The sequence below is a fragment of the Psychrobacter sp. 1Y10 genome (assembly GCF_052259005.1).
In the GTDB taxonomy this organism is placed as follows: domain Bacteria; phylum Pseudomonadota; class Gammaproteobacteria; order Pseudomonadales; family Moraxellaceae; genus Psychrobacter; species Psychrobacter saeujeotis.
This window is the reverse complement of record NZ_JBQQES010000001.1, coordinates 25,195-50,287: the sequence shown is the minus strand read 5'-3', so window position 1 is coordinate 50,287 and position 25,093 is coordinate 25,195. Positions and strand designations below refer to the sequence as shown.

Below are 25,093 nucleotides of genomic sequence, written 5' to 3'. Positions count from 1 at the left end.
GGTTTTTGTAGCTGTTTTATAGTATCTGTAGAGCATTGGCGGTTATTGGCTATCAGCCTAACCGAATACGTATTTAGTCAACATCGCCAAGCACACCAATACAATCACTGGTCGAATCAGCTTACTACCGCCTTTGACCACCATATGCGAGCCAAAATAGGCGCCTATTGTTTGACCGACCATCATAGCCAGCCCCACTTTCCAAAGCACATTACCACCTAAAATAAAAAATATCAGTGAGCCAATATTGGTAGATAAGTTCAATACCTTGGCAGCTCCAGTCGCTTCAATAATCTGCCGACCTCGCAAAGCGACATTACCTAGCGCAAAGAACATACCCGTACCTGGTCCTATATAACCATCATAAAATCCAATCAATGGCGCCACGACTTTTTGCCACTTACTTTCTGAAATACGCGGTGCAGCCTCTACTTCACCGAGTCTAGGCGCAAACAAGGTATAGATTCCAATAGCGGCGATCAAAAATGGAATCAGCCTTTCTAACAGATCAGGTGGTGATAGTTGTACAGCGATAGTGCCAATAACTGAACCGATAAAAGCGGCAATAATGGCGATCTTTATACGCTGGGGTTTGACCACCCCCTTTTTAACCATGGTAATGGAGGCCGCTAAGGCGCCTGAGGCAGCCTGTAACTTGTTGGTGCCTAAAGTGAGCACTGGTGGTATATTGGCCAGTAGCATTGCTGGTATAGTAAGCAGTCCACCACCACCTGCGATAGCATCGATAAAACCGGCGAGCGCCGCCACTGCAGTGAGCATTAAAATGATTTCTAGGGTTAAAGATACGTCCATAGAGATGGCCTTGTTATAAAATTCTCATAAAAACAGCCAAAAACACTAGACCGCTAGCCAAGCGGCCTTTAATATCAACATAAATATTAAAATAGAATAGTGGATGGGTTGAGGTATTGGTTGAAAAGCGACTTATTATAAAGTTAAAACTGTAAAAAAACCAAAAACGCAACAAAGTCTGTTGGTTTTTTTTGTCACGATTATAGGCGTACTTAACGGTAAACACTATCATGTCGTAACATTATAATTTATGATAACGCTCGCAAATCTGTCTAAGACAACTGCATCTTATGTATAACGGTTGTCAGTATCTATCATAAAACATAGAATACTTTTTAGTAATGAAAAAACATCAAAAAAGAAGATAGACTTAAGGTATTTATTAGGTCGTAATAGCGTTATCAATCTTATTATCGTTTTTATATCGCCTGTCATAATAAGATGCGATAAGCTGATATATGTTGTTTAACGCATTTTATTGTTTATATTGATGAAATTATGAGAAACTAAAGCGAGCTATCAGCGGTATTATAAAGCTATCAGATAGACGTTTACGTTTATAGTATGTATTTAACAAATGAGGATGATATGGCAATACAAAAAGTTAGGGCATTTTTTAACCTCGATGCTTCAGGTGGTATTGTATTAGCTTTGGCGGCTATCGCAGCCATGATCGTCGCCAATAGTCCTCTCAATGTTTGGTACGAATCTTTTATTCACGCACCTGTTGCCATTCAAATAGGCGATTTTGGAATTGCCAAAGATGCTCATCATTGGATAAATGATGGTTTGATGGCAGTTTTCTTTTTTTTAGTTGGGCTTGAGCTCAAACGCGAAGTGCTTATTGGCGAGTTGTCCAATGTTAAACAGATTATCCTACCAGCTGGAGCCGCAATAGGCGGCATGATTGTGCCAGCTATTGTGTATCTACTTTTTAATTACAATGAACCTGAGTTTTGGAAAGGCTGGGCTATTCCAGCTGCAACCGATATTGCCTTTGCTCTTGGTATCTTAAGTCTGCTTGGTAACCGCGTACCTAACTCCTTAAAAGTATTTTTAGTATCTATTGCAATCTTTGATGATATCGGTGCTATTTTAATCATTGCTTTATTTTATACGAGCGAGTTATCGTTAAGCTCACTAGCCGTCGCAGGCTTGTGTCTGCCATTTTTATATTTACTTAATCGCCGAAATATCACTAGTCTCACGCCCTATTTACTTATTGGCGTTATCATGTGGATAGCCGTACTCAAATCTGGTATTCATGCAACGCTAGCAGGTGTCGTTTTAGCGTTATTCATTCCATTGTTTGACCGTACGGACCCTGAACATTCGCCGCTTGAGGAGCTTGAACACGATCTACAAAACACGGTTTCTTATGGTATTTTGCCACTGTTTGCGTTTGCCAATTCAGGCATCTCACTCAAAGGTGCAGGGCTTGCTGAGCTATTCCATTCAGTACCCCTTGGTATCGCCGCAGGACTGTTTATCGGTAAGCAAGTAGGTGTCATGGTCATGTGCTGGCTCATCTTTAAACTTGGTATATCGACGATGCCAAGAGGCATGGATTATAAGCAGATTTATGGTGCAGCCTTATTATGCGGCGTTGGTTTTACGATGAGTTTGTTTATTGGAGGTCTGGCATTTGCAGGCGACACCTCGTTATTTGATGAGCGTTTAGGTATTATTATGGGCTCGATCGTATCTGGTGTTGCCGGTTATATCATGCTCAAATTAAGCTTAAAAGACAGCGTTAGCGGTACATCAGTAGATTTAACACGCCATTGATATTTAAGCCAACGGTTTAGATACCATCAGCACGACTATGAGTCTTCTGTTATAAAGAAAGACTCATTAGGTGCCAACGGTTTATGACGGCTGTTATGGCCACTGATTACCATTAGCAGCCGTCATGATGGTACATTATAATTATGAAACCCAAAAACTCCTTTATAAATGACTCTACTACGCCTAGTGATCCGCTAGTATCAGACAAAGCATCTGTACAGAGCTATCAACGTCATGGGCGTACTACTGCGATTACAGATCATAGCGATTTACAAGTTCTGCGCCGTATCAGACGTTATCTGCTACCTAAAGACTTTACTGTCTCACAAAATCTATTAGACGAGATGGTAGCAGGCTACGACATTGGGGACCCACTAGCAGATGCCTTAGCAACTGACGGTGTGCGTTTTGCAAAACCTTTACAAAAACTTATCATCGATGACCAGTCAAACGTCAATCTTGCAACCAACCCCTCATTTAGCTTATTAACCGAGCAATTCAGTAGCCACCCTGATTGGTTTGATCCCAAGCTTGCACAGATTGGGGCAGTCGCCTACCGCCGTTATCCGTTAATGCTCATCTGGCTACTGCGTAATGTTGCGCTCATGGCAGGCTATAGTATCCCTGCTCTCTCCTTACCTCTCATCCAGACTGGCGCTTTGATGCACGATGCATTGCCACGCTTAATGCGTACCTATGCTTATATATTGGCTGTATCTGAACACCCGCAACTAGATTCTAGCGCGCGCAATAACCGCAAGCCTATTGATCAGGTGTTGGCGATTGGATCTGAGGGCTGGCGACAGTCTATCAATGTCCGCCAAATTCATACCTTGGTACGGCAAAACTTACTCAAAGGCAAAGGCAACGCGGCCAAAGGTGTTATACCAAATGCTGATCAGCATCATAATCCTGATGGAACTTGGAATACGGCCTATTGGGGCGTCCCCATCAATCAGACAGACATGATCGCTACCCATTTGCAATTTTCGTTATTGATTATGCGCGGACTGCAGTTATTGGGGGCGCGTATCAGTAAAGAAGAAGCTGAAGGTATCTTACATCTGTGGAATCTTGCCAGTTATTGGATGGGGGTTGACTTACAGCGCCTACCAAAAGATGAGTCTGCGTGCTGGGAGTGGCTATACACCTACTTATCTATTCAACAGCTTGACTTTAAGATGGGTCAGCCACTTGCCAAAGCTTTGCACGACTTGCCACGTCAGTTAATGGGCGAGGACAATCGACGTGGACGCTTCGTTGAGATGGTGAATGCCAGTGTGACCCGCACCTTAGTCGGTGATGATATCGGCGATGGACTAGATCTACCCAGATCAAAGATACGTTTTGGGGTATTGTCCTCAGTGCCTATTTTGTTTGCGCTTGATACAGCCCGCCAGCATAACAGTGGCATCGCTGATAAGCTTGAGCAGTTTCGCGCTAAACGCCAAGACAATATGAACTGGTGGCTAAAGAAAAACGATGATTATTATCAATAAAAAGTGCCAGCTGACAAACAGCAAGTAAGTAAAATTTGTACCAATCACGCATCATGCAGCCTTGTAACCACTTTATTTAATATCGATTATAGGTCGCGAATATTATTAGTAGTAAATAGAATATCTAAAAGCATTATCAACAAGGCGAACAGTAACTATAATAAATCCACAAAAAACCTAAGTAATGCTTTTTTATTAGATAAATATACGTAAGCGCTTATAAGCTGACAACTTTTATAGTCTACTATCTTGTATGCGGTAGTACCATTCAAGCTGCCGATCAAACCCAGTTTCTAGTAGACTTGCGATAACGCGTCCTGTTAGCCCCCATACTGTCTCACCGTCTACTTGCCAGCTGGGTGTCAGCATCGTCGCCACTTGATCTTGTATCGCATACTCTACTGCATATTCTACAGTTGGCTGAGTAAGTAAGGTTTCAAAATCTGCCCAAAAGATGCGTGATATCTCTCCCATCTCAGGCACCAATACCAAACCTGGAGCAATGAGCGCCACGATTGGACGCACACTCATGCCGCTTTTAGAGGTTTGAATAGGTAATTGCCCCAGTAGCTGCACTTTATTTGGTGGTAGCGCTGTCTCCTCGCAAGCTTCACGTAAGGCTGTGACAACGTTGTTGCCATCACCTACTTCATACTTACCACCAGCACAGGAGACCTCCCCTGCGTGACTGTTCATGTGCGCGGCGCGACGTGTCAAGAGTAGCTTAGGATGACGCTCATGAGTGATGGCCACCAATATCGACGCATCAGCGATTGGCGTTTGGTATAGACTGTCCAAAATACGGGCACTACGGGAGGTACTGTAAGAATGATATACCGCAGGACTGGTGACAGCATTTAAAGTCTCATGCTGTACTCGCTCAGCCAATGTTCTAAGCGTAGGGTGACGAATAAACGTGGGGACAGCGACTGACAGTTTATCAAATTGTGCAGACTGCGAAGGTATTAACATTATTATTGGCCTATATCTTTATCAGTGTTCAGTGTTCAGTGTCATTAAGCTAAGTTATCTATAAAAAATTCTCAAAAATAATAAGACTTATCATCAATCAAGTCGCTAAATTTATCAGTATATTATTTAGGAAACGCTAGTGAATAAGATTTTTTCGTTAAATAAGATGCAGGGCAGAATAGATGATTGCCCGCAAAGACTGCCTTTAGTTATCATTGGACTGGCTTGGCTAGGCGGTACATTGGCAACCGCAGCGCTGGCCCTAATTGGTAATTGGCAAAATGTTGCTATGATTTTGGGCTCATTTGGCGCCAGTTGCTTGCTTATTTTTGCTTATCCAGAAAGCCCATTTGCTCAGCCAAGAAATATTGTTGGCGGTCATTTTATTACCACTTTTACTGGTCTAGCATTTATGACGATATTTGGTATTGAGTGGTGGAGCTTGGCACTCGCTGTCGGTACTGCCATTGCGCTTATGCTATTGTTTCGGGTACCGCACCCGCCCGCAGGCTCAAACCCACTAATTGTCATGCTTGGAGGTGTTAAATGGCATTTTTTGGTCACTCCAACACTGGTAGGTGCGCTCGCCTTGGTTGTCGTTGCCCTGATTTATAACAACATCGGTAGAGGCAGACACTATCCAAGATATTGGTAATGTCAAGACATACTAAGCCACATCCTTCTTTGTAGTTTAGATTAGCCCAATCTGGTCATTACTACCCCACTTTTACGTGACTGGCTATTCTTAATCAAGCCCGTCATATCTTATAAGGGTAAATAACTGGCGTAACATCGGAGTCATATTTGCTCTATTGCAGATAAATGACGTGTTCATGTTACCATTATTCAGCATTGCCTTGTTTTGTGCTATCTTAAAACAACGTTTACATTTACGACAACATTTAAACTCAAAATAATGTTTAGACCTAGAGTTATACCTGTTGGCTATACTTATAAAAGCTAAAAACATGACGTCAGTAAAAACATTCTAAAAATTAAACATTTTTTACCACTCTTTTTATCTTATCAAAATAAGGCAGTTGATATGCGCTATTGTCTAGCATGTGGTCATGAAGCGGAACGCAAGATACCAGCGACTGATAATGTACCGCGTCTGGTATGCCCAAACTGTGGTTACATTCACTACGAAAACCCAAAGGTAATTTGTGGCTCTTTAGTAGTACACAAAGACAGAGTACTGCTATGTCGCCGTGCTATCGAGCCTCAATATGGCTTGTGGACCATACCAGCAGGCTTTATGGAAAATGGTGAAACCATGGCTGAAGGTGCCGCAAGAGAAAGCTTTGAAGAAGCCGACGCCGTTGTCCTTAATCCTCATTTGTACTGTATTTATGACATTCCAGATATTGGCCAAATCTACAGTATTTATTTGACTGATCTAAAGGATGGTGCTTACGGTATTGGTTCTGAAAGCTTGGACTGTGCTTTGTTTAGTGAAGAAGACATTCCATGGGACAATATTGCTTTTGAGGCAGTACGCCGTACATTGACCAGCTATTTTGCAGATCGTAAGCAGTTCGATAATTTGTCTGACTTTCCTATTCATCAAGACCTTATTGGTAAAGATCAAAGTATCAAGCGCTATTGAATCAGAGGCAAGATAACAAAAGCCAAGCATCACGCTTGGCTTTTTGTATGCGACTTACTATCTTTTACTACCTTATAACCTCTACTGCTCTAGCTTTTAATTTTACAAACTTTAAAGCCCAAATCTTTGACACTGTCTTCTTTATCATACGGCGCTAGTACCGCACGTACATGATTTTGTCCTTGCAGGTACTGCTTGGCCACGCGCTGTAAATCCTCGACCGTCACTGCCAAAATCGCTGCACGCATCTTACGTTGCCAGTCTGCACTACGCTGATGGAGATCAGCAAAACAGGCTTTAATCGCTTCACCTGCTGGCGAGCCTGGTTTATCCATCCCTGAGATAATTCCTAAGATGGCTTCTTCTAGCTGTTCAGCCGTTTGCGGCTCGTTTAACAACCACTCAATACTGGCATCAAAGTGCGCAAAGGTTTCGGCACAATGCGGATCACGGTAGCTAAAGAACTTAAATGCGCAAGCATTGGCATCGTAACCAGCTCCGCCACCATAAGCACCGCCGCGCTCGCGAATAGCACTATGCAAGTACCCATTACGTAAGTAAGGTGCTAATACCATAAGCGCTGCCGTATCTGGATGGTCAGCGGCCGGAGCGGTATAAGCGCTAGCATTATGATAGACGTTGGTCGGCACTAGCCAAGCTAAGTCTTCAACATCGGCAGTAGTACCGCTTTCTATAGCTCTCACCGCGTCTTGTCCGCCATTTAATGCCGGATCAAGTTGCAAGTCTGCAAACTCGCTTGGGATATTATCTTCAATGCCAGCATCAGAACCTTGCAACTTTTCGGCTAGCTTTTGGGCACTGCTGTCTTGCCAGCTATCGACAATCAGGTTGCTTAAGCGTTCGGTTTGCTCCGCTTCACAGATGATAACCGCGTGCTTAGGCAAACTAATCAAACGCTGATGCAAGTCCATCAAGCTACTTGCCAACTTGTCCCACTGCGCCTCATCGGTACTTGCCTGCGTCAAAAACGCTTTCAGCGCATTGAGTGCTGGCAGACCACTGCGCACATATTCTAGCTGCGCTTGGCGACTCATACCACGACTGGCAGTTTGCATGGCATAAGCATGGCCTGATCCTGCAAGGTTCGATTGCCAGCTGGCTTGACGCTGCTGCAAGATCTCTTTGATTCGGTCATGCTCGGTAAAGACGCTATGCTCCATCACTTCTTTGAGCAAGTCAATCGCTTCAGGTTTACGGTTTAGCGCACGCGTTGCGACGACAAAATAACTACTGATAGATTGGCTATCATCAATATTGGTGCGTTGACTAATACGCGCCGTTACTCCTGAGGAATGTGCAGCTTGCTTCGCTTGCAGCTCATGAGCACTTAAGGAGTCCGTACCCAGCTCAGATAATAAACTTAGATAAATAGGCAGCAGTGGGTGATTAATCACTTCATTAACCGGTAATTCATCATGGTTATGCTCACCGATCGCATCAGTCAACGGCACAATTACTTGATAATAATAGAGGCCATTGGTACCTGCCTCATACTCAAACAAGGTACTGTCTTGCCCGCTTAAACGCACAGGCTTTTGCGTGCCTTGTTTAAAGCTGATATCTGCTGGTACGTCTTCTAGGCCAACTTTTGGCAAGAGGTTGACATCATCGGGTGCAGTTTGACGCGCTGCTAGATCCAGCGCCTGCTTGTGCAAGATATCTTTATCATCAGCGGTCAAATCCATAGCGATGGTATCAAGACGGGTCTGCTCAGCTGCTGCCAGACGGGCTGATTTTTCACTATCTGGCGTTAGTGTGACACGGACACGATGCTGATTATCGAGTAAATGCTGTTTAATTAAATTAGGCAGCCACTGCTTATCTTTTACCTGTTCACGTAGCCACTGTAAATGCTCATCAACCTCCCAGACATCAATAGGATTGCCGTCATGAATCGCCGTGCTAAAGCCTTCTAACATCAAATTTAGACCATAAGGAATGCTATCACCGCCGATATGGCGCTGATCGATCTCGATTTGGTGCAAGATGGTTTCAATGGTGTCATCATCGATTGGATTGCTTGCAACTTCAGTCAGCAAATCAATAATACCCTGCTCTACCGCTTCGGCATGCTCGGGGTTTGAACCACGTAGACCGGTATAAAACACCATCTCGTAATGACTGTCATCAAGTCCCAATAGCGGACTTGGTGCCTTGCCCAGTGGATGACTGTCTAGATACGCACGTAATGGAGAACCTGAGTGTTCGACCAACACGCCTTCTAATAAGCGCAGAGCCAAACGCTGCTTGGGATCGGTAATCGATGGCAGTAACCACGCCACCACGTGATGGGTCTGATCAGGACCGGCTTCGTCAGCGGTATAAGTATCGACAGCGCTAATGGGTGCAGACAAACGCTGCTCTGGACGTGACACATGCTTTTTACCTGCTTCAAATTGGCTCAAGGCATCGTCGTGGATTTTCGCTTGCGTCTCAGCTACTGGAATATTACCAAAGCTCATAATGACGCTGTTTGATGGGTGATAATGACTGCGGTGAAACTCAACCAGTTCAGGATGGGTCAAGTCTGGAATATCAGCAGGATCGCCGCCTGAATTATAATGATACGTCGTCGTTGGGAACAAATGATGCGCGACCGTATGATATAACTGATCAATCTCACCGCTCATCGCGCCCTTCATCTCATTAAAGACAATGCCCTTAAACTGCGGCTTATCATTTTCGTCAAGCTCTACGCGGATGCCTTCTTGAGCAAAATCAAGCGGATGAATATTGGGAAAAAACGACGCATCAAGATAGACAGCAAGCAAGTTAAAATAGTCATTTTTATTTTGAGTGGCGTACGGGTACGCTGTCCAATCAGCCGCGGTCATTGCATTCATAAACGTATTTAATGAGCGCTTAATCATCGAAAAGAACGGATCACGTACCGGGAACTTCTCAGAACCACACAAGGCCACGTGCTCTAAGATATGCGCTTCACCTTTTGAATCCATGGGCTGAGTGCGAAAACCCACCAAAAACGCATTTTCATCACTTGGATGCGCTAAATGATAATGCATCGCGCCAGTTTTGATGTGCTGACTGATCAGCACATCCATTGACAATGCTTCAACATGGCGATGCTCAATCAGCTCAAACGCTGGATGCAACGTTAAGTCAGCGGTAAACGGTGTGTCAGTCATAGTTATCCTTATAGCTTATAATATAATGTAGATAGCGCTCAATGAGCTGGGTAAATATGAGAGTCTAGCCTCAAAATTGTGCCAAATATTTTTAATATTTAGTGATTAAACGTTGATTGTCAGTGAATTATTTAAAAACTAACTTAGCGCTTATAGATGGGGCTAATGCATTGATAAGTCAAGTCTGTCGACGCCAAACCACCATCAACGTAACAATAACCACAATTAAAATATGGCTTTATCCCTTAACAAAGATGCCCAGTACTGCTAGTATTAAATTATCCATCAATAGGAGCACATTATGAGCTATCAACATGTTTTATTGGTTACTGACTTGTTATCTGATGCTGATATAGTCGCCCAAAAAGCCAAACGTATCCTAGCAGGCTCTCCTAAAGCCAAATTATCGGTCTTACATATCGTTGAAGATGATATGGTGCGTTTTGGCTATGAGCTGGTACCAGCGTCTAGCCTATCAGGAGATAATGATGGTGAGCACTGGCAAAAGGCCCGAGCCAAGCTTGCGCTCTTTCTTAAGCGTAATAATTTACAGGCGGTCAATTCTGAAGTGACTGCTGCTATCTCCAATGACAAAGGCATCATCAATTATTGTCATGAAAAAAACGTTGATTTATTGATTATCGGACGTCATGAACGACATGGTATCGCTGCGTGGCTGGTTGGGGCAACAGCGGACAATATCTTGCCTAACACGCCTTGTGATAGCTTGGTGGTCAAGCTTAATCAGCCAGTACTTGAGTAAGGTCATCGTAACCATATGACCGGTTGCTTAAAATATTGCAGCCAATTAAACGCTGTTAAATAGGCTAATAAGTAATTTAAACGGTGCCTTTAAAGAATATAATAAAGAGTGCAACTCACTACTTAACAGCAGTCATCAGTAGTGCTATAGTTAAAACTACTTGCTACGAGGAGACCCTCATGAGTTACCAACATATTTTACTAGTCACTGACTTATTGGCTGATGCCGACATAGTTGCTCAAAAAGCCAAACGCATCGTTGATAACCGTCCTGGCTCCAAGCTATCAGTATTACATATCGTCAAGGATACCATGGTTGGCTTTGGTTATGAATTGGTACCTGCCTCAAGCCTATATGATGAGATTGATGATGAGCGCTGCCAAGAAGCACGGGCAAAACTGGCCCAGTTTTTGGAGCGTAATGATTTAAATGCGGTAAACTCTGAAGTGACGACTGCCATCTCTAACAGTGAAGGCATCGTTAATTACTGCCATAAAAATGATGTCGATCTATTGGTCATTGGTCGTCATGAACGCCATGGTATTGCTGCATGGATAAGCGGTGCGACCGCAGATAACATTCTGCCAAATGTACCCTGTGACAGTTTAGTCGTCAGGCTTGATAAACCAGTATCAAAACGCAGCTAATAGAGTTGATATAGGTATTGCTTGTTAGCTCATTAATAAATAAAAAAAGCGCACCGTAGCTACTTGTCTACGGTGCGCTTTTTGCTTATTTCTGCATGACAATCTTACCTACCTAATGCATTTATACTTAAGTGTACTGCCCTTGGATAATATCTATAAATGCTTGCCAGATTGGGCTTTTATGGCGGGCTTTGTGCCAGACCAACCACCAAGTCCGCGACAGATCAATACCCGTTACCTTCACTTGTACCAATTTTTGCGCTGTCAACTCTGCTTCAATCACATGCTGCGACAAACAGCCAAGCCCAATATCGGCACTGACCATATTTTTAATCGCCTCTGACTGCTGAATCGCCATAACGACTTCGACATCTGGTAAATGCTTAAGCAATTGCTCGTCGATAATTTGCCGCGTGCCCGAGCCTGCCTCACGTACCAACAACGGTAATTTTGCCAGCTGCGTTACAGTCAATTTATAACACTGCTCAGCTGCACTATACTCAGCCCAATCGGTTAGCCATTTACTATCGTGTTTAGCAAATATTACTAAGGTATCTGTACGCCATTCTTGCTGCTCGATGACTTTTATGTCTGTCGGACGCGGCATGCCTTCGACTAAAGCGATATCAATATTTAACTGTTCAACTTCATGAATGACTTCTTGGGTGTTGGCAATATACATGTCGACGTTAGCGTCTGGTAGTGCTTTATACAGCTGGGCTAATAGTGGTGGTAACACATAATTGCCGATAGTCGTACTAGCACCAATATGAATCTGTCCTGCTTGATACTGATGATACTGCTCAAGTGTCAAAGACTGGCTTAATAGTGCTTGCGCCTGTACATAAACCGGATGCGCATTTGGATGTTGATTAAGCCTGCGCCCTACTCGTTCAAATAAAGGCATTTGTAAGCGCGCTTCTAGCTCGGTCAGTGCGCTACTGACTGCTGACTGTGATAGATGCAGCGCTTCGCTGGCAAGGCTGGTACTACCTGTCTGATAGACACTAACAAATACTGCCAGTTGCCGCAAAGTGATCTTTGGTACAGTCTGAACGGTCTTCTTCATCAATCGCTATTGCCTTTTATCAAGATACTCTACTAACCTAAAATTTCGATAGGTTATACCTTATTAATCTGTTTTTATTATAAAACAACTTATCTTATACTGTCTATTCATAAGCTTATGCTTATTTTGATTATCGACAATAGGATGCGTCCCTTATGCACGCTTTTGCCCAATCAGTGAATCATTATTTTCCAAACAACCGTCACTTAGCAGGATTGGTTGTCGTGCTGATCGGTAGCTTATTTTGCCTATGGCTTAATAACAGTTTGAATACTTGGTCGAATGGACATATCGTGGGTCTGTCATCTTTGACATTAGCTATCTTGCTTGGAATGATCCTTGGTAATACGATTTATCCTAATTTCGCTGAGCGCTTAAATGCTGGCGTGGTCTTTGCTAAGGGTCAGATTTTACGTCTTGCCATTATGTTTTATGGTTTTAAACTGACAATAACACAAGTTGCAAGCGTTGGCATGCCAGCAGTTATGACAGATGCACTAGTACTGACATCGACATTTTTACTGACATATTGGCTGGGCACAAGGTGGTTAAAGGTTGACAAAAAAACAACTTTATTGATTGGTTCAGGCGCTAGTATTTGCGGAGCAGCGGCGGTCATAGCAGCAGAGCCAGTGGTCAAAGCTGAGGCGCACAAGGTTACGATTGCAGTAGCGACAGTGGTCGTGTTCGGCACTATAGCCATGCTACTTTATCCTTTTTTGTATCACCTTGGTTGGTTACAGCCTTGGCTTAGTGCCGAGCAATACGGCGTCTATACTGGCTCAACTGTCCATGAAGTGGCACAGGTTGTTGTCGCTGGTAATGCAGTAAACACTGAGGTTGGTAATACTGCAGTTGTCACCAAGATGATACGTGTCATGATGCTCGCGCCATTTTTACTGGTTTTATCATTTGCCTTGACCAAGGGCGATGGTCAAAACAGCGATAAAAAATTATCGTTTATAGCGCGTATTAGACAGGTCAGCGTACCTTGGTTTGCTTTTATCTTTATTGCTATTGTCATACTACATACATGGCTGCCAATGTCTAAAAGCTTTGAGCAAAACATGATCTTATTAGACGATGTGTTACTGACGATGGCTATGTTTGCACTGGGCTTAACGACTCATCTGAGCGCGATCAAGCAAGCTGGCATTAGACCGCTTATCTTAGGTGCAATTATGTTTGGCTGGTTAATACTAGGCGGTGGCCTTATTAATATTGGCATTAGCTTTATCTAGTAGTTTGCCTGTCCATTCTTGAATGTTCACCTCATTACCTAACGTAAAAGGCCTCCAACTACTTATAGTCGGAGGCCTTTTTATATTTATCATCTAATTTAGTATGATTGACTAAAACCTTTTAAGGAAAACGATTACTACATCTACTATCAGTGCTTTAGATACCAAATCATAGACGAAAAAAAACGAACCCGAAGGTCCGCTTTTCTACATCTATTCATCTAGCTGTCTATAAAGACAAATTAGATAGCAACGATGTTATGTGCTTGTGGGCCTTTTTGGCCTTGAGTTACAGTGAACTCAACTTCTTGGCCTTCAGCCAAAGTTTTGAAGCCAGAACCACTGATTTCGCTGTAATGAGCAAAAACGTCTGCGCCGTTTTCTGGAGCGATGAAACCAAAGCCTTTAGCTTCGTTGAACCACTTAACTGTACCTTTTTGAGTATCTGACATGTCGATAATCCTACTTTTAAATTTATTAATGGTCTAGTGACCGGTAACGCTTGCAAATAGCTACTGAACGATAAATATTAAAACGAAGGATTATAACTAATACTACGAGGTAATGATTTGGTGCAGAACTGCTTTTAAGCTTGGACGTATTATAAGACGTGCAAGCCTATATGGCAAGCTTTATCTTATATTTCATGTAACCGGATATACAATCATATTTTTTAGTCGTCGATTTGCGCTTATTTGGCATTGGGTAAGCGAAACAAATATATCGCCACTCCGCTACATACAAGGGCTACCGCCCATGCAACCCATAGCATATCTGCTGGCAGCCGATAAAATAACATTGCCGTTGAAAATCCCATCATCACTGTTGCAAGCCATTTAGCATACCGAGGAACAGCATGGTTTTCTTCCCAATCGCGGACATACTTGCCAAAATACTTGTGATTGATCAGCCAAAAGTGAAAGCGGCGCGAGCTTCTTGCCCAGCAGGCAGCTGCCAATAGTACAAAAGGCGCGGTCGGCATTACTGGCAATAAGATACCGATAATACCCAACACAAAAAACAACCAGCCAAGCGTCACAAACGTCCAGCGTATCGTTGGACTGCTGGATTGATTGGTCTTTGGTCGATAGTAAAAGGATTTTTTATTGTCAGTCATAAATATGATTTCGATACACGATAAAAGACAGATATCACTATGAACTTATAAAGCGAGAACGCAGCTTAAAAAGTAAAGCTCAGCTATCTATATAATTGTGTAAGCATGCTATAACGTTTAGAACGACACAAGTCTATTTTTGCGACATTTTACTATCATTAAGTATATCTGGATAAATTTGACCAACAAAAACCGCTCATAACTTAAATCATGAGCGGTTTTGATTAAACATGCGTTGAAAAAACTTTAAACCAGTATTAACGCAATAATTGGGAATATCAAAAAATATCCAAAGACGGCCAAAATTGCGTACTTGGTTTCGATACCTTTACCATTAAACTGCATTCTAGCCAGCGTATCGCCAAGCTTCAAAATCGAGATACTATAAAAATAAAAGGCAAATAAGAGAAGTACAATGCTAATAGTAAATATCGCGATGGAAGATAGCGCGCCAAAGAGGACAACCGTTCCTGGGAATAAAATCTCACCTTTGATAATTAGGACCAATAAAACGATCGCGGCACCTGATGCAGAGGCATGGAAAAATATAATATCGTGTAAGGTGGCATCAGCTTTATAAAAGCTGGTTTCGATGTCGAGCTTATCGCTACTCAGTGCCCTCGGCATCGAGTCTCTATCAACGATTGATTTGTGACCTTTTATATGACTCATGGTCACAAGAAAGGTAAAAAATGTCAGGGCGACCCAAAAGACTACATGTATATTTATCATCATTATTATTCCTAAATCTACTAAAACATGATTTAAAAATATCTTATACACCGACCCCGTCACTTACTTTTTACTTGTGTAAATCCAATTCTTAGAGAAGTCAGTGCGCTTATATTTATACTATCAGCCTTATCGCTTTGATTTGTAATAAAATGTCTAAGGCCTAATTTTGCTATAGCGGTGCTACATTTAGTCCTAAATAAAATAAGTATAAATATCATAATGCGCTACTGGAACAAATTTTTCTTTGCTTGCTGTGCCTACGCAGACAGAGGCTGCAAAAAATTTATCCCTATAGCGCTGTATTTCTTTTATGGTGGATCGAGTATAGCTTATAGCAGACAGGTTATCGTGTTTGGTAAATCGTATGGACGTAGTGTCTAATTCGGTTTTGTTTTGGCGTAAAAAAACCGCTCACAGTTTTGTGGGCGGTTTTATTTTTAATGATATTATTTTGGCTTACTTATTTCGATATCAATCCTATTTCTCGTGCTTCTTTGAGCCAACTTGGAAAATCTTCTAGCATGTTTTCATACAAGGCTTCTTCGCTGATATCGTCTAAATCATCGAGTTCAAAAAAGTCGCAATTATCAATCACGCGCCCTTCCATATCATCTAGTTTTTTGAGGATGCCATAACCACGACCACCCAAGCCCACAAACTGCCAAAATATCGGTAGTTTCGCCGCATCCGTCATGACTCTAGTGATACCGCGATTGTCATTAACCCCGCCATCACTGATAAATAGCACGTAGATAGGCACGTCCAAGCCGTCCTTTTGATAAAACTCTGTCACGGCTTTCATGACCTCTGCTTCGTTATTGATGCGTGGGCCAAGCTTCCATTTGCGCCAGCCGCCATGAGCGTTGTTGATGAAGCCGTCATAGTTGCTTAGCTCAATCTCGCCCAAATACTGCGGATCTCGGGCAAACGCCCAGCAGTCTAGCGCTTGGTCATCATCGAAGCTCACTGCCAATGGCAGTATGCGGTTGACCACTTCTTGCACGCGGCCTTTTTTGTACTGTCTGTTCATTGAGCCTGAGGCATCTAGCACCAGTGCTACCTTTGCGGTTAATTGCTGCAATTGGCGCTTCTCAAGCGATACCGTGGCTTTTTTGGCCAGATTGACCAGTTTTGGCGCTTTGTCTAGCATGACCTTCTCTAACGACGGTTTTGCTTGCACTGGCGTGGCGGTCGGCTCGATTACTTGCGGGCTGCCCTCTTCTACATCGCCACCGAAATGCTGCACGATGGCAGCAAGCCCACCATTAAAGCCTTGTGCGACGTTGGATACTCGCCAAACGCCACCCTTACGATACAGCTGCATCAACATACTGGCTTGCTGCTGTGCAAAGTCTGCTGCTTGATACTCTGCCTGTGCTTTTTGTGACTGTTGCCAAATCCCAATCTCTAACGATTGAATTTGATTCAGCGGCGTGTCGGCTGATAACACAAAAAACAAGCTGTCTATATTCGTAGCCAGTTTGGATAAATTCACTTCAAACTCGGCTTGGATGCCTTTATTTGCCGTTGGCTGCGACTCGTAATGGGTGAGCTTGATTTGACCGCACGGTGAGGTTGGCTGATTATAAAACACCATGTAATCATCATTGATCAGTTTACCCGCTGCGTCTAAGGCAAAGCAGCTGATGTCCATCTCGATTGAGCTTTGACGGGTGAACTTAAGCGTGATTGGTGCGGTATCGTCAATAGCAAGATTGCTTAAAGGCGCGCGTTGTCCGACTGTGAGATGATTCATGGTGTTCCTTACGTTAGCGTGTTATTCCTTTAAAGATAATAGCTTAATTACTGACATTAAAAAACCGCTAACAGCACGAGCTGAAGCGATTTTTTGCCATAGTCAAACTAAGGGCCTACATAATTCTCAATATCTAAAATACTTTTTAGATCACACCTCTTAGCTATTCTTTGTTTAAAATTAATATCTGAAATCTTAGTCTTTACGGTTGATTTAGCTCTAGTTTTCAATAATGGAAACAAATAATCTTTACCTGAAACAGTGCTTAATTCTGTTATAGATGAACATTCAAAACTACTCAATACTTTAGCTCTAGTAGAATCATATATTTCTTGGCTACTTACACTAATAACAGAGCTTCTAATATCATCAATTCTACATTGTAATTTAGTATCATCTATAGCTCCGTGGTCGCACGAAACCAAATTACTAACTTTAAAAGCTACTGTTTTCTTTTGAGGGTTTAATATCTTTGAAATAGCATATTCAATGAATAACTTAAATAATTTATCTTTATTCTTCATTTCCCAATCTTGATAGTTAAAGTTATTTCGTAGATCTTGAATATTTCTACAAGACTCCTCCTCATCTAGAACCTCAATAAGTGATTCATGATCACATAAAATATTCTCTATACAGTAACAAGGTAACCGATAAAGTCCTTGCTTACTCTCGACTGTATCTCCAGTAAGTAAAAATAAATCTCCATCGATGATATACAGGAAGGGGCGCTTACTTGACTCATTGCTATGGTGCCTAATAACTTCTCCTCTACCACCTAATGGAAACACTTTCTTTATTCTGTATTTATCTTTAAAAATACGAGATAGCAAAATGGTAAAAAGCTTCTCATAACCAAAAGCTGTATCTTCTATATAGATATCAATATCATTTTTTTCTTGAAAAAGTGTACTTATAGCATGTTTAGCAGCTAAGCTTCTTTTTGGTATTTCAACTTGAGTCATCTTACCTACACCCCACGGCTTTATTATTGTTACCAGCAATAATTTCTGGAGAGTGTGTCGCCAAAATAAACTGTGAACTGGGGTTAGCTGAAAATATTGTCTCCGCGAGCTTTTCTTGCCATCCTAAATGTAAAGACAGTTCAGGCTCATCTATAATGAAAATGTTATTATGGTTGAAAAAAGAGTGTGCAAAAATAACGAGTAGCTGCCTCTCTCCTGATGACAGGCCCTCAATTGTACATTCGCTACCATCGGGCCTTCTTACAATTAGCTGACCTACTGTATCTATTTCCAACTTTTTGTTAGAATCTTCATAGAAGATATTTACTGTCCCAAGGAAATCATCAATTGGCTTATAGTAACCATCATTTCTTGACTTATGCTCATCTATTATATCAACTATTCTATACATTCTTTCAATTTGAGCTTTATTGAGTAACAGTTCTATATTTATATTTTCTTTAGCTGATGATATCCCATCAAATAAGTCATTTAAATTTCTAAAAAAAGTATCTACCTCATCATTTATAGATGAGTCAAAATCAATGATATTAAAAAGAACATTTTTAATTTCACTTTTTCGTTCAAGTAATTTATTTCTTTCTCTCTCATCGGGATGTTCAAAAACGAATTTCTCTTTATTAAACTTTGAGTATTTAAAAGAAGATATAAGAATCTGATTTCTAAGGGTTTGAGACTGTTCAACCTCTAAATCCCTTATACGTTTGTAAGTATTTTTTACAAGCATCTCGATTTCCATAAGACTTGCACCTATTGAACCTTTAATAAGCCGTCTAGTTCTTGTAATATCTTTCCTTTTGTTACTTAGCCAGATTTCGCGTTCTAAGAAATAATCGTTATTCGAGCTTGAAAAGTCAGTACGTCTATCTAAACCTAAGAAAACTGGTGAGTTTATTTTCGAAATAGCTTCAATAACTGGATGAAAAGCATATTTATGAGTTAAACCTTCTAAAAGCTCTTCAAACTTATCTTCTCTTCTAGAAAAAATCTCAATTTCAGCGTTAGAACTTGCTGGTAATTCAACTAGAACTTCACAACTATTTATACCCAGAAAGACCTCATCATCTTTAGTATAGGCATAAATATAGATATCCTCTCCATTGAAATTTAACGATAAAGAGCAGTATTCGAAAGAAGTAGATAATAACTCTCTAAAGCTTGGCGTTATTAGAGCGTTAATAAGTTTTAGAGCTGTAGTTTTACCTGAACCATTCCCACCAACTAAGAAATTCTTATCGTCATTGAACTCAATATTAAAATCCAAATACCCAAAAACTCCCTTAGCTTCAAATCCCTTTATGATCATTGGCAATTCCTATAATTTTATTTAAGCAGTTTTTATGAAAAATTTTACATGATAGTAGCTGACAATTGTGCTTTTCGGCTTTTATAGAAGTACATTATTTAATATTATAAAATAAGAACAACTCATGAAAACTAGTAGATAATAGCACACAAATATTCAGTATTTATTAGGGATAAGAGTTAGCTAGAGAACTAACCAGTAGACAATAAAAAACGCCATCACAACTGTGACAGCGTTTTTTGTTAATACTAATATCTACATTTTAATCACAACGCCTTTAACTGCTCCATCTGCGCAGTCATCGCCGTCAACTGCCCTTCTAGCTCAGCCAATTTCGCCTTCTCAGCATCGACCACTTCCGCAGGCGCTTTACTGACAAAACCTTCATTACCTAGCTTACGCGCGATACCATCGGCTTGTTTTTGCAGTTTTTCATGCGCTTTGTCCAGACGTGCCAGCTCAGCCGTTGGATCAATCAGACCTTTCATCGGTACGAGGACACGTAGCTGACCGACCATACTTGATGACGACAGTGGCACTTCATCGCCTTCTTTGACGATCTCTAAGCTCTCGACTTTGGCAAGCGCTTTGAACTGGTTTTTGATACGGGATAGACGCGCTTCTTCATCTTGAGAGACGTTTTGTAGTAGCACTGGCAGACGTACCGCGTTACCCAGTTTCATCTCACCACGGATATTACGGACGCTCGCGATTAGCTCCTGTAGCCATGCCATATCCGCTTCAGTCTGCTCACTAATTTGGCTGGCATCGGTCTGTGGATAGTTAGCGACCACGATGCTGTCGGTGTTTTTTCGACCCAATAGCGGTGCAATGGTCTGCCAGATTTGCTCGGTCAGATACGGCATAATTGGATGGGTGAAGCGTAGCGCGGTCTCTAGCACGTGTAGCAGCACATAGCGGATTTGCGCTTTGCGCTCGTCAGATACCGAGTCATCATTGAGGCTGGCTTTGGCAAGCTCAACATACCAATCACAGTACTCATTCCAGATGAACTCATAGATATCTTGGCTGACCATATCGAGACGATACTGAGCGAAATGCTGATGAATGTCTTTAATACTAGAGTTCAGACGACTCATGATCCATTTTTCTGGTAGCTCCCAGACATCAGGGTTTGCCGCTTGGTCGATAGGCTTGGCATTGCTGTCGCCATCGACACAGTTCATCAGTACAAAACGGCTGGCGTTCCAGATCTTATTACAGAAGTTACGATAGCCCTCGACCCGCTTTAGATCAAAGTTAATGTCGCGACCCGTACTGGCTAATGAGGTAAAGGTAAAGCGCAATGCATCCGTACCATAAGCTGGGATGCCTTCTGGGAACTCTTTACGCGTTTGCTTTTCAATTTTGGCCGCGTCTTTTGGATTCATCATATTGCTGGTGCGTTTTTCGACCAACGCTTCTAGCTCAATACCGTCGATGAGATCAATCGGATCTAAGACGTTACCTTTTGATTTTGACATCTTTTGACCATTGCCATCACGGACTAGACCATGCACATAGACAGTCTTAAACGGTACTTGCGGCGTGCCATCTTCGTTTTTCACGAAATGCAGGGTCATCATGATCATGCGGGCCACCCAAAAGAAGATAATATCAAAACCTGTCACGAGCACGCTGGTCGGGTGGAAAGTCTCTAACACACGCGGATCAGCAGTAGGGTCTGCCCAATCCAGCGTACTAAAGGTCCATAGACCCGAGCTGAACCAGGTATCAAGCACATCATCATCTTGGCGCAGTTTTACATCGTCGCTTAGGTTGTACTTGCTACGCACTTCGGCTTCGTCACGGGCGACATAGGTCTCACCTGTTGCATCGTCATACCATGCAGGGATACGATGACCCCACCAGAGCTGACGGCTGATGCACCAGTCTTGTAGATCCGTCATCCACGCCATATACATGTTTTTATACTGTGCAGGGACAAACTCAATGCTGCCATCTTCTACCGCATCAATCGCAGGGCCAGCCAGCTTTTTAACCGCGACGTACCACTGATCGGTCAACCACGGCTCAACAATGGTACCGCCACGCTCAGCGCGCGGTGCTTTTAGCGCATAGTCTTCTACCTCTTCTAGCCAGCCTTGCTCGCCTGCTTGCTCAACGAGGAATTTACGCGCGGCAAAACGCTCAAGTCCTGCATAACCCTGTGGCGTGGTCTCTAATGTTGGCTCACGCGTCTGCAAATCAGGATAGACTTCCATTGCTGGCAAAATATTGGCGCGCTCATCAAGGATATTAATCAGCGGCAAGCTATGACGGCGGCCTAGCTCATAATCGTTAAAGTCATGTGCTGGGGTAATTTTGACGCAACCTGTTCCAAAATCACTCTCAACATAGTCATCAGCGACGATGGGCACGACGCGCCCCGTGATTGGCAAGGTAATGGTTTTTCCGACTAAGTGCGCATAACGCTCGTCACTTGGGTTAACGGCAACTGCAGTATCCCCAAGTAAGGTTTCAGGACGCGTGGTCGCTACCACCAAATAGTTTTTGCCATCTTGCGTGGTCAGCTCTGTATCCGTGAAATGATAGCGAAAATGCCACAAGCTGCCTTTTTCATCATGGTTTTCGACTTCTAGATCAGATAGTGCGGTTTGGAACTTAGGGTCCCAGTTGACCAGACGCTTACCACGATAAATCAAACCATCGTCAAATAGGCGTACGAACACTTCTTTTACCGCATTGGACAAACCATCGTCCATGGTAAAGCGCTCACGTGACCAATCAACCGAGCTGCCCAAACGGCGGATTTGGTTGGTGATATTGCCGCCAGACTCTTCTTTCCATTCCCACACTTTATCGACGAAGTCTTCACGCGTCATATCACGGCGTTTGAGTCCTTGCGCCTCCAAACGACGTTCAACGACCATCTGGGTGGCGATACCCGCATGATCCGTACCTGGTTGCCACAGCGTATTGTCACCATCCATGCGGTGGAAACGTGTGAGCGCATCCATAATCGCGTTATTAAACCCATGACCCATATGCAGCGATCCTGTGACGTTTGGCGGTGGCAGCGCGATAGAGAACGACTCGTCTTTATCAAACGTCGGCTGAAAATAACCGCTGTCCTCCCAGCCTTGATACATACCCGCTTCTACTTCGCTTGGGTTATAGGCGTTTTCTAGTTGGCTTAAAGCGGCTTGAATAGATTGGGTCAGGTTGGTATTAGTATTGGTGTGATTCTCAGGATTGCTCATAATAGGATTGTCTTTTATTAAAAATGGATGTGGCCAGAAAATATGTCGAAAAATAGGCGAAATAAGTAATAGAGTAATTTTAACGCAGATGGCAAGATTTTGTTAGATGATGAGCAAATTTATCAGGTTTGAGTGAGCGTATTAAACAATCAACAACAGCAATCAGCGCAATGCTAAATATGATAGGCTATAGTCATACCATAGAATATAACGCATCTTACATGTCAGACGTTGCCTTCTACTAGTCCATGCAGCGAAATCATTATCCCATAATCAGCGAGCTTACTGTGCCCCAAGATACCGAGCGTAAAGACGATTCTCAGACTGACCTATCAAACGATACGCATTTAGCCGATAACAATGCTGATGATACCAATGATACAGATGAGCAAAATAACAGCGATATTGAAGACAGTCAGCATCAAAAAGACGAGCAACAAGACAGCGAAACAAAAGCCACTGAAAACCTTAAGGATGAAGACTTCCCTGAACAGATCAGTGATGAAGACAAAGAAACCATCAAAAAAGTCGCCAGCGATGACAATTTAAGTCAAGCAAAGAGCTACGCCAGTATTTTGGTTGAGCAGGTCATCCATGCCAAAGAAACGTTTGATCGCTCTTTAGGTTCTTTATTTACCAGTGCTTTTACTGCTGGGCTTGAGATTGGCATTAGCTTTTTTATAATTTTAGCAGCTTTTTCACTGTTTAGCGGAGTGATGCCCAATCAATATGCAATGGTGCTATCTTCATTGCTATATCCGATAGGTTTTATCATCGTCGTGATCGGCCAGTCGTTGTTGTTCACTGAGCAGACCTCACTGCTTAGCTTACCTGTGTTAAATAAGATAGAGCCGTTACACAAGCTGCTGCGTCTGTGGGGTATTGTTATCACTGGCAATATCGTTGGCGGCTGTATATTTGCCGCCTTAATGATAGGGCTAGGTTTGAATATGCATCTGTTTAGTGTCAGTGATATCGATGCTTATGCAGCGCATGTATTAGGGTTTAAATGGTGGGTTATCTTCGGTAGCGCCGTATTGGCAGGCTGGATGATGGGCGTTGCAGCATGGCTTGTCACCTCAGCACGCGATACGATCAGTCGCATTGTACTGGTCACTCTCATCACTGGTAGTATCGGCTTTTTGGGCCTGCATCATAGTATCGTTGGTAATATTGAAGTGTTTGCCGCTCTTATGTACGGCACAACTGTAAGTATCTTAGGTTACTTGTTGTTTTTGGCTGTGGTACTGGCAGGAAATACCGTTGGGGGTGTGGTGTTTGTGGCGGTACTAAAAAATCGTACTTTCTTATTTGAAGTTGAAAGAGTAAAACAAGAGGCAAGGAATGATAGAAAAAACAGGTTAGCTCGAATGGGGATACGCCGTCGTTAACGTGTTTTGGCATCGTCAGTGCTAACGACCGCGGTGCCATAGGCAATGGCTTCAACCATACTACCCAGCTGGTTAATATTACTGACCTCCAAGCGCAAGCCATAGATGTGATTGTAGCCCTTGGCTTGTGCTTGCGTACGCATACGTACTAAAGCCTCACGGCGAGAGCGGTCTAATAATGTCTCGTAAGTGGTGAGATTTTTACCAAACAAACTTAAAACCCGCGCGATGACCATTTTAAAATAATCTTGGGCGATAACGACACTACCGAGCACCAGCTCCCCTTCACTATTGGCTGTCAGATTGGGGCGATAAAAACGCTCACTAGAGACAATGATATGAGCCAGCTCTTTTTCTGCTATTGTCAGCTGCGCTAAATGCTGACGTTCATGACGCATGCCAAAAAACCACCCGACCACAAATAACAAAACAAATGGCCCATAGTTAATGAGTATTTGAGTCATAGAATCATTCATGGCACGTCTCTTATCTTAAAAGCAAAGGCGAAGTTGCAAGAGTTTTGCAGTTGGTTCACTATCATTAACCAAAAGGATTAAAACGTGGTAACTCATCAGTTGGGGTTTGCGCGGTGCTTGATGATTCGCTGGAATGATAATCGTTAGAAGGATAATGCGGTGGTTGAGACGACATATTCGGTTGCATACGTATCGCTTTAACAGCCGTACCATAGACAAACAACTCTGAGGCTCCTTGTGCAATACTCGATGTCGAAAAACGTAAACCGACGATCGCATCTGCGCCTAATGCTTCTGCCTTGACCACCATACGATCAATCGCTTCTTGACGTGACTCTTCTAGCAGCTCAGTATAAGCTGTCAGCTCGCCGCCAACGATATTTTTAAATCCAGCAAACAAGTCTTTGCCGACATGTTTTGAGCGTACCGTACTACCATAAACGACATCTAAGCGTTCAGTGATTTGATAGTTGGGTAAGTGCTCAAGATTGGAGAGTTGCATAGCCATGGTATTACCTTAGCAGTGACTTATAA

General features: G+C 42.6%; 21 protein-coding genes. 8 read left to right on the top strand and 13 right to left on the bottom strand.

What is annotated here, in order from left to right; genetic code table 11:
* Nucleotides 1-57 precede the first annotated feature (57 nt).
* The gene (locus tag ACTXGH_RS00215) at nt 58-813 is read right to left on the bottom strand and encodes a TSUP family transporter (RefSeq protein WP_058369498.1); all 756 of its coding nucleotides are present in this window, start codon (nt 811-813) and stop codon (nt 58-60) included.
* Between the two features lie 588 nt (nt 814-1,401).
* On the opposite strand from ACTXGH_RS00215, the gene nhaA reads away from it, so the two are divergent.
* Both nhaA and ACTXGH_RS00205 read left to right on the top strand, forming a co-directional pair.
* Entirely contained in the window at nt 1,402-2,601 is a 1,200-nt protein-coding gene (nhaA, locus tag ACTXGH_RS00210; RefSeq protein ID WP_439262064.1) for a Na+/H+ antiporter NhaA, read from the top strand.
* A 143-nt stretch (nt 2,602-2,744) separates the two neighbouring features.
* Nucleotides 2,745-4,100, top strand: a complete 1,356-nt coding sequence (locus ACTXGH_RS00205; protein WP_439295801.1) for an oxygenase MpaB family protein — start codon at nt 2,745-2,747, stop codon at nt 4,098-4,100.
* Between the two features lie 234 nt (nt 4,101-4,334).
* Here ACTXGH_RS00205 and ACTXGH_RS00200 read toward each other — a convergent pair whose 3' ends face one another.
* Nucleotides 4,335-5,072, bottom strand: coding sequence for an NUDIX hydrolase (locus tag ACTXGH_RS00200; RefSeq protein ID WP_439262068.1), 738 nt, complete (start codon nt 5,070-5,072; stop codon nt 4,335-4,337).
* 139 nt (nt 5,073-5,211) lie between these two features.
* Between ACTXGH_RS00200 and ACTXGH_RS00195 the strand changes: the two genes are divergently transcribed.
* Nucleotides 5,212-5,727 carry an HPP family protein gene (locus ACTXGH_RS00195; protein WP_439262070.1) on the top strand — a complete coding sequence of 172 codons (516 nt, stop codon included), beginning with the start codon at nt 5,212-5,214 and terminating at the stop codon, nt 5,725-5,727.
* A gap of 390 nt (nt 5,728-6,117) precedes the next feature.
* Nucleotides 6,118-6,681 carry an NUDIX hydrolase gene (locus ACTXGH_RS00190; protein WP_439295802.1) on the top strand — a complete coding sequence of 188 codons (564 nt, stop codon included), beginning with the start codon at nt 6,118-6,120 and terminating at the stop codon, nt 6,679-6,681.
* 89 nt (nt 6,682-6,770) lie between these two features.
* On the opposite strand, the gene ACTXGH_RS00185 is transcribed toward ACTXGH_RS00190, so the two are convergent.
* Nucleotides 6,771-9,848, bottom strand: coding sequence for an insulinase family protein (locus ACTXGH_RS00185; protein WP_439295803.1), 3,078 nt, complete (start codon nt 9,846-9,848; stop codon nt 6,771-6,773).
* Nucleotides 9,849-10,149: 301 nt separating this feature from the next.
* Between ACTXGH_RS00185 and ACTXGH_RS00180 the strand changes: the two genes are divergently transcribed.
* Nucleotides 10,150-10,611 (top strand): universal stress protein, encoded by a 462-nt coding sequence (locus ACTXGH_RS00180; protein ID WP_439262074.1) that lies wholly within the window; start codon nt 10,150-10,152, stop codon nt 10,609-10,611.
* A 179-nt stretch (nt 10,612-10,790) separates the two neighbouring features.
* Nucleotides 10,791-11,258 (top strand): universal stress protein, encoded by a 468-nt coding sequence (locus ACTXGH_RS00175; RefSeq protein WP_439295804.1) that lies wholly within the window; start codon nt 10,791-10,793, stop codon nt 11,256-11,258.
* 127 nt (nt 11,259-11,385) lie between these two features.
* Here ACTXGH_RS00175 and ACTXGH_RS00170 read toward each other — a convergent pair whose 3' ends face one another.
* Nucleotides 11,386-12,327 carry a LysR substrate-binding domain-containing protein gene (locus ACTXGH_RS00170; RefSeq protein WP_439295805.1) on the bottom strand — a complete coding sequence of 314 codons (942 nt, stop codon included), beginning with the start codon at nt 12,325-12,327 and terminating at the stop codon, nt 11,386-11,388.
* A 155-nt stretch (nt 12,328-12,482) separates the two neighbouring features.
* Between ACTXGH_RS00170 and ACTXGH_RS00165 the strand changes: the two genes are divergently transcribed.
* Nucleotides 12,483-13,568 (top strand): YeiH family protein, encoded by a 1,086-nt coding sequence (locus ACTXGH_RS00165; RefSeq protein ID WP_439262077.1) that lies wholly within the window; start codon nt 12,483-12,485, stop codon nt 13,566-13,568.
* A gap of 242 nt (nt 13,569-13,810) precedes the next feature.
* Here the strand turns inward: ACTXGH_RS00165 and cspE are convergent, their stop codons facing one another.
* From cspE to ACTXGH_RS00130, 7 genes are all read right to left on the bottom strand, one after another.
* Complete coding sequence (cspE, locus tag ACTXGH_RS00160; protein ID WP_075102704.1) at nt 13,811-14,020, bottom strand: transcription antiterminator/RNA stability regulator CspE; 210 nt, start codon at nt 14,018-14,020, stop codon at nt 13,811-13,813.
* Nucleotides 14,021-14,259: 239 nt separating this feature from the next.
* Nucleotides 14,260-14,685, bottom strand: coding sequence for a YbaN family protein (locus tag ACTXGH_RS00155; protein ID WP_439262079.1), 426 nt, complete (start codon nt 14,683-14,685; stop codon nt 14,260-14,262).
* A gap of 246 nt (nt 14,686-14,931) precedes the next feature.
* A complete protein-coding gene (locus ACTXGH_RS00150) occupies nt 14,932-15,420 on the bottom strand; it encodes a hypothetical protein (RefSeq protein WP_439295806.1) in 489 nt (162 codons plus the stop codon).
* Nucleotides 15,421-15,880: 460 nt separating this feature from the next.
* Nucleotides 15,881-17,176, bottom strand: a complete 1,296-nt coding sequence (locus ACTXGH_RS00145; RefSeq protein ID WP_439295807.1) for a VWA domain-containing protein — start codon at nt 17,174-17,176, stop codon at nt 15,881-15,883.
* Between the two features lie 107 nt (nt 17,177-17,283).
* Nucleotides 17,284-18,141, bottom strand: a complete 858-nt coding sequence (locus ACTXGH_RS00140; RefSeq protein WP_443561608.1) for a DUF4435 domain-containing protein — start codon at nt 18,139-18,141, stop codon at nt 17,284-17,286.
* Nucleotide 18,142: 1 nt separating this feature from the next.
* Nucleotides 18,143-19,468: an AAA family ATPase gene (locus ACTXGH_RS00135; protein ID WP_439297081.1), complete on the bottom strand. Its 1,326-nt coding sequence runs from the start codon at nt 19,466-19,468 to the stop codon at nt 18,143-18,145.
* A 266-nt stretch (nt 19,469-19,734) separates the two neighbouring features.
* Nucleotides 19,735-22,692, bottom strand: coding sequence for a valine--tRNA ligase (locus ACTXGH_RS00130; protein ID WP_439297082.1), 2,958 nt, complete (start codon nt 22,690-22,692; stop codon nt 19,735-19,737).
* Nucleotides 22,693-22,979: 287 nt separating this feature from the next.
* Between ACTXGH_RS00130 and ACTXGH_RS00125 the strand changes: the two genes are divergently transcribed.
* Nucleotides 22,980-24,083, top strand: coding sequence for a formate/nitrite transporter family protein (locus tag ACTXGH_RS00125; protein WP_439297083.1), 1,104 nt, complete (start codon nt 22,980-22,982; stop codon nt 24,081-24,083).
* Here ACTXGH_RS00125 and ACTXGH_RS00120 read toward each other — a convergent pair.
* A complete protein-coding gene (locus ACTXGH_RS00120; protein ID WP_439262092.1) occupies nt 24,080-24,559 on the bottom strand; it encodes a YbjQ family protein in 480 nt (159 codons plus the stop codon). The two genes, ACTXGH_RS00125 and ACTXGH_RS00120, sit on opposite strands and share 4 nt — an antisense overlap.
* A 64-nt stretch (nt 24,560-24,623) precedes the next feature.
* Nucleotides 24,624-25,061, bottom strand: a complete 438-nt coding sequence (locus ACTXGH_RS00115; protein ID WP_439297100.1) for a YbjQ family protein — start codon at nt 25,059-25,061, stop codon at nt 24,624-24,626.
* Nucleotides 25,062-25,093: the final 32 nt, after the last annotated feature.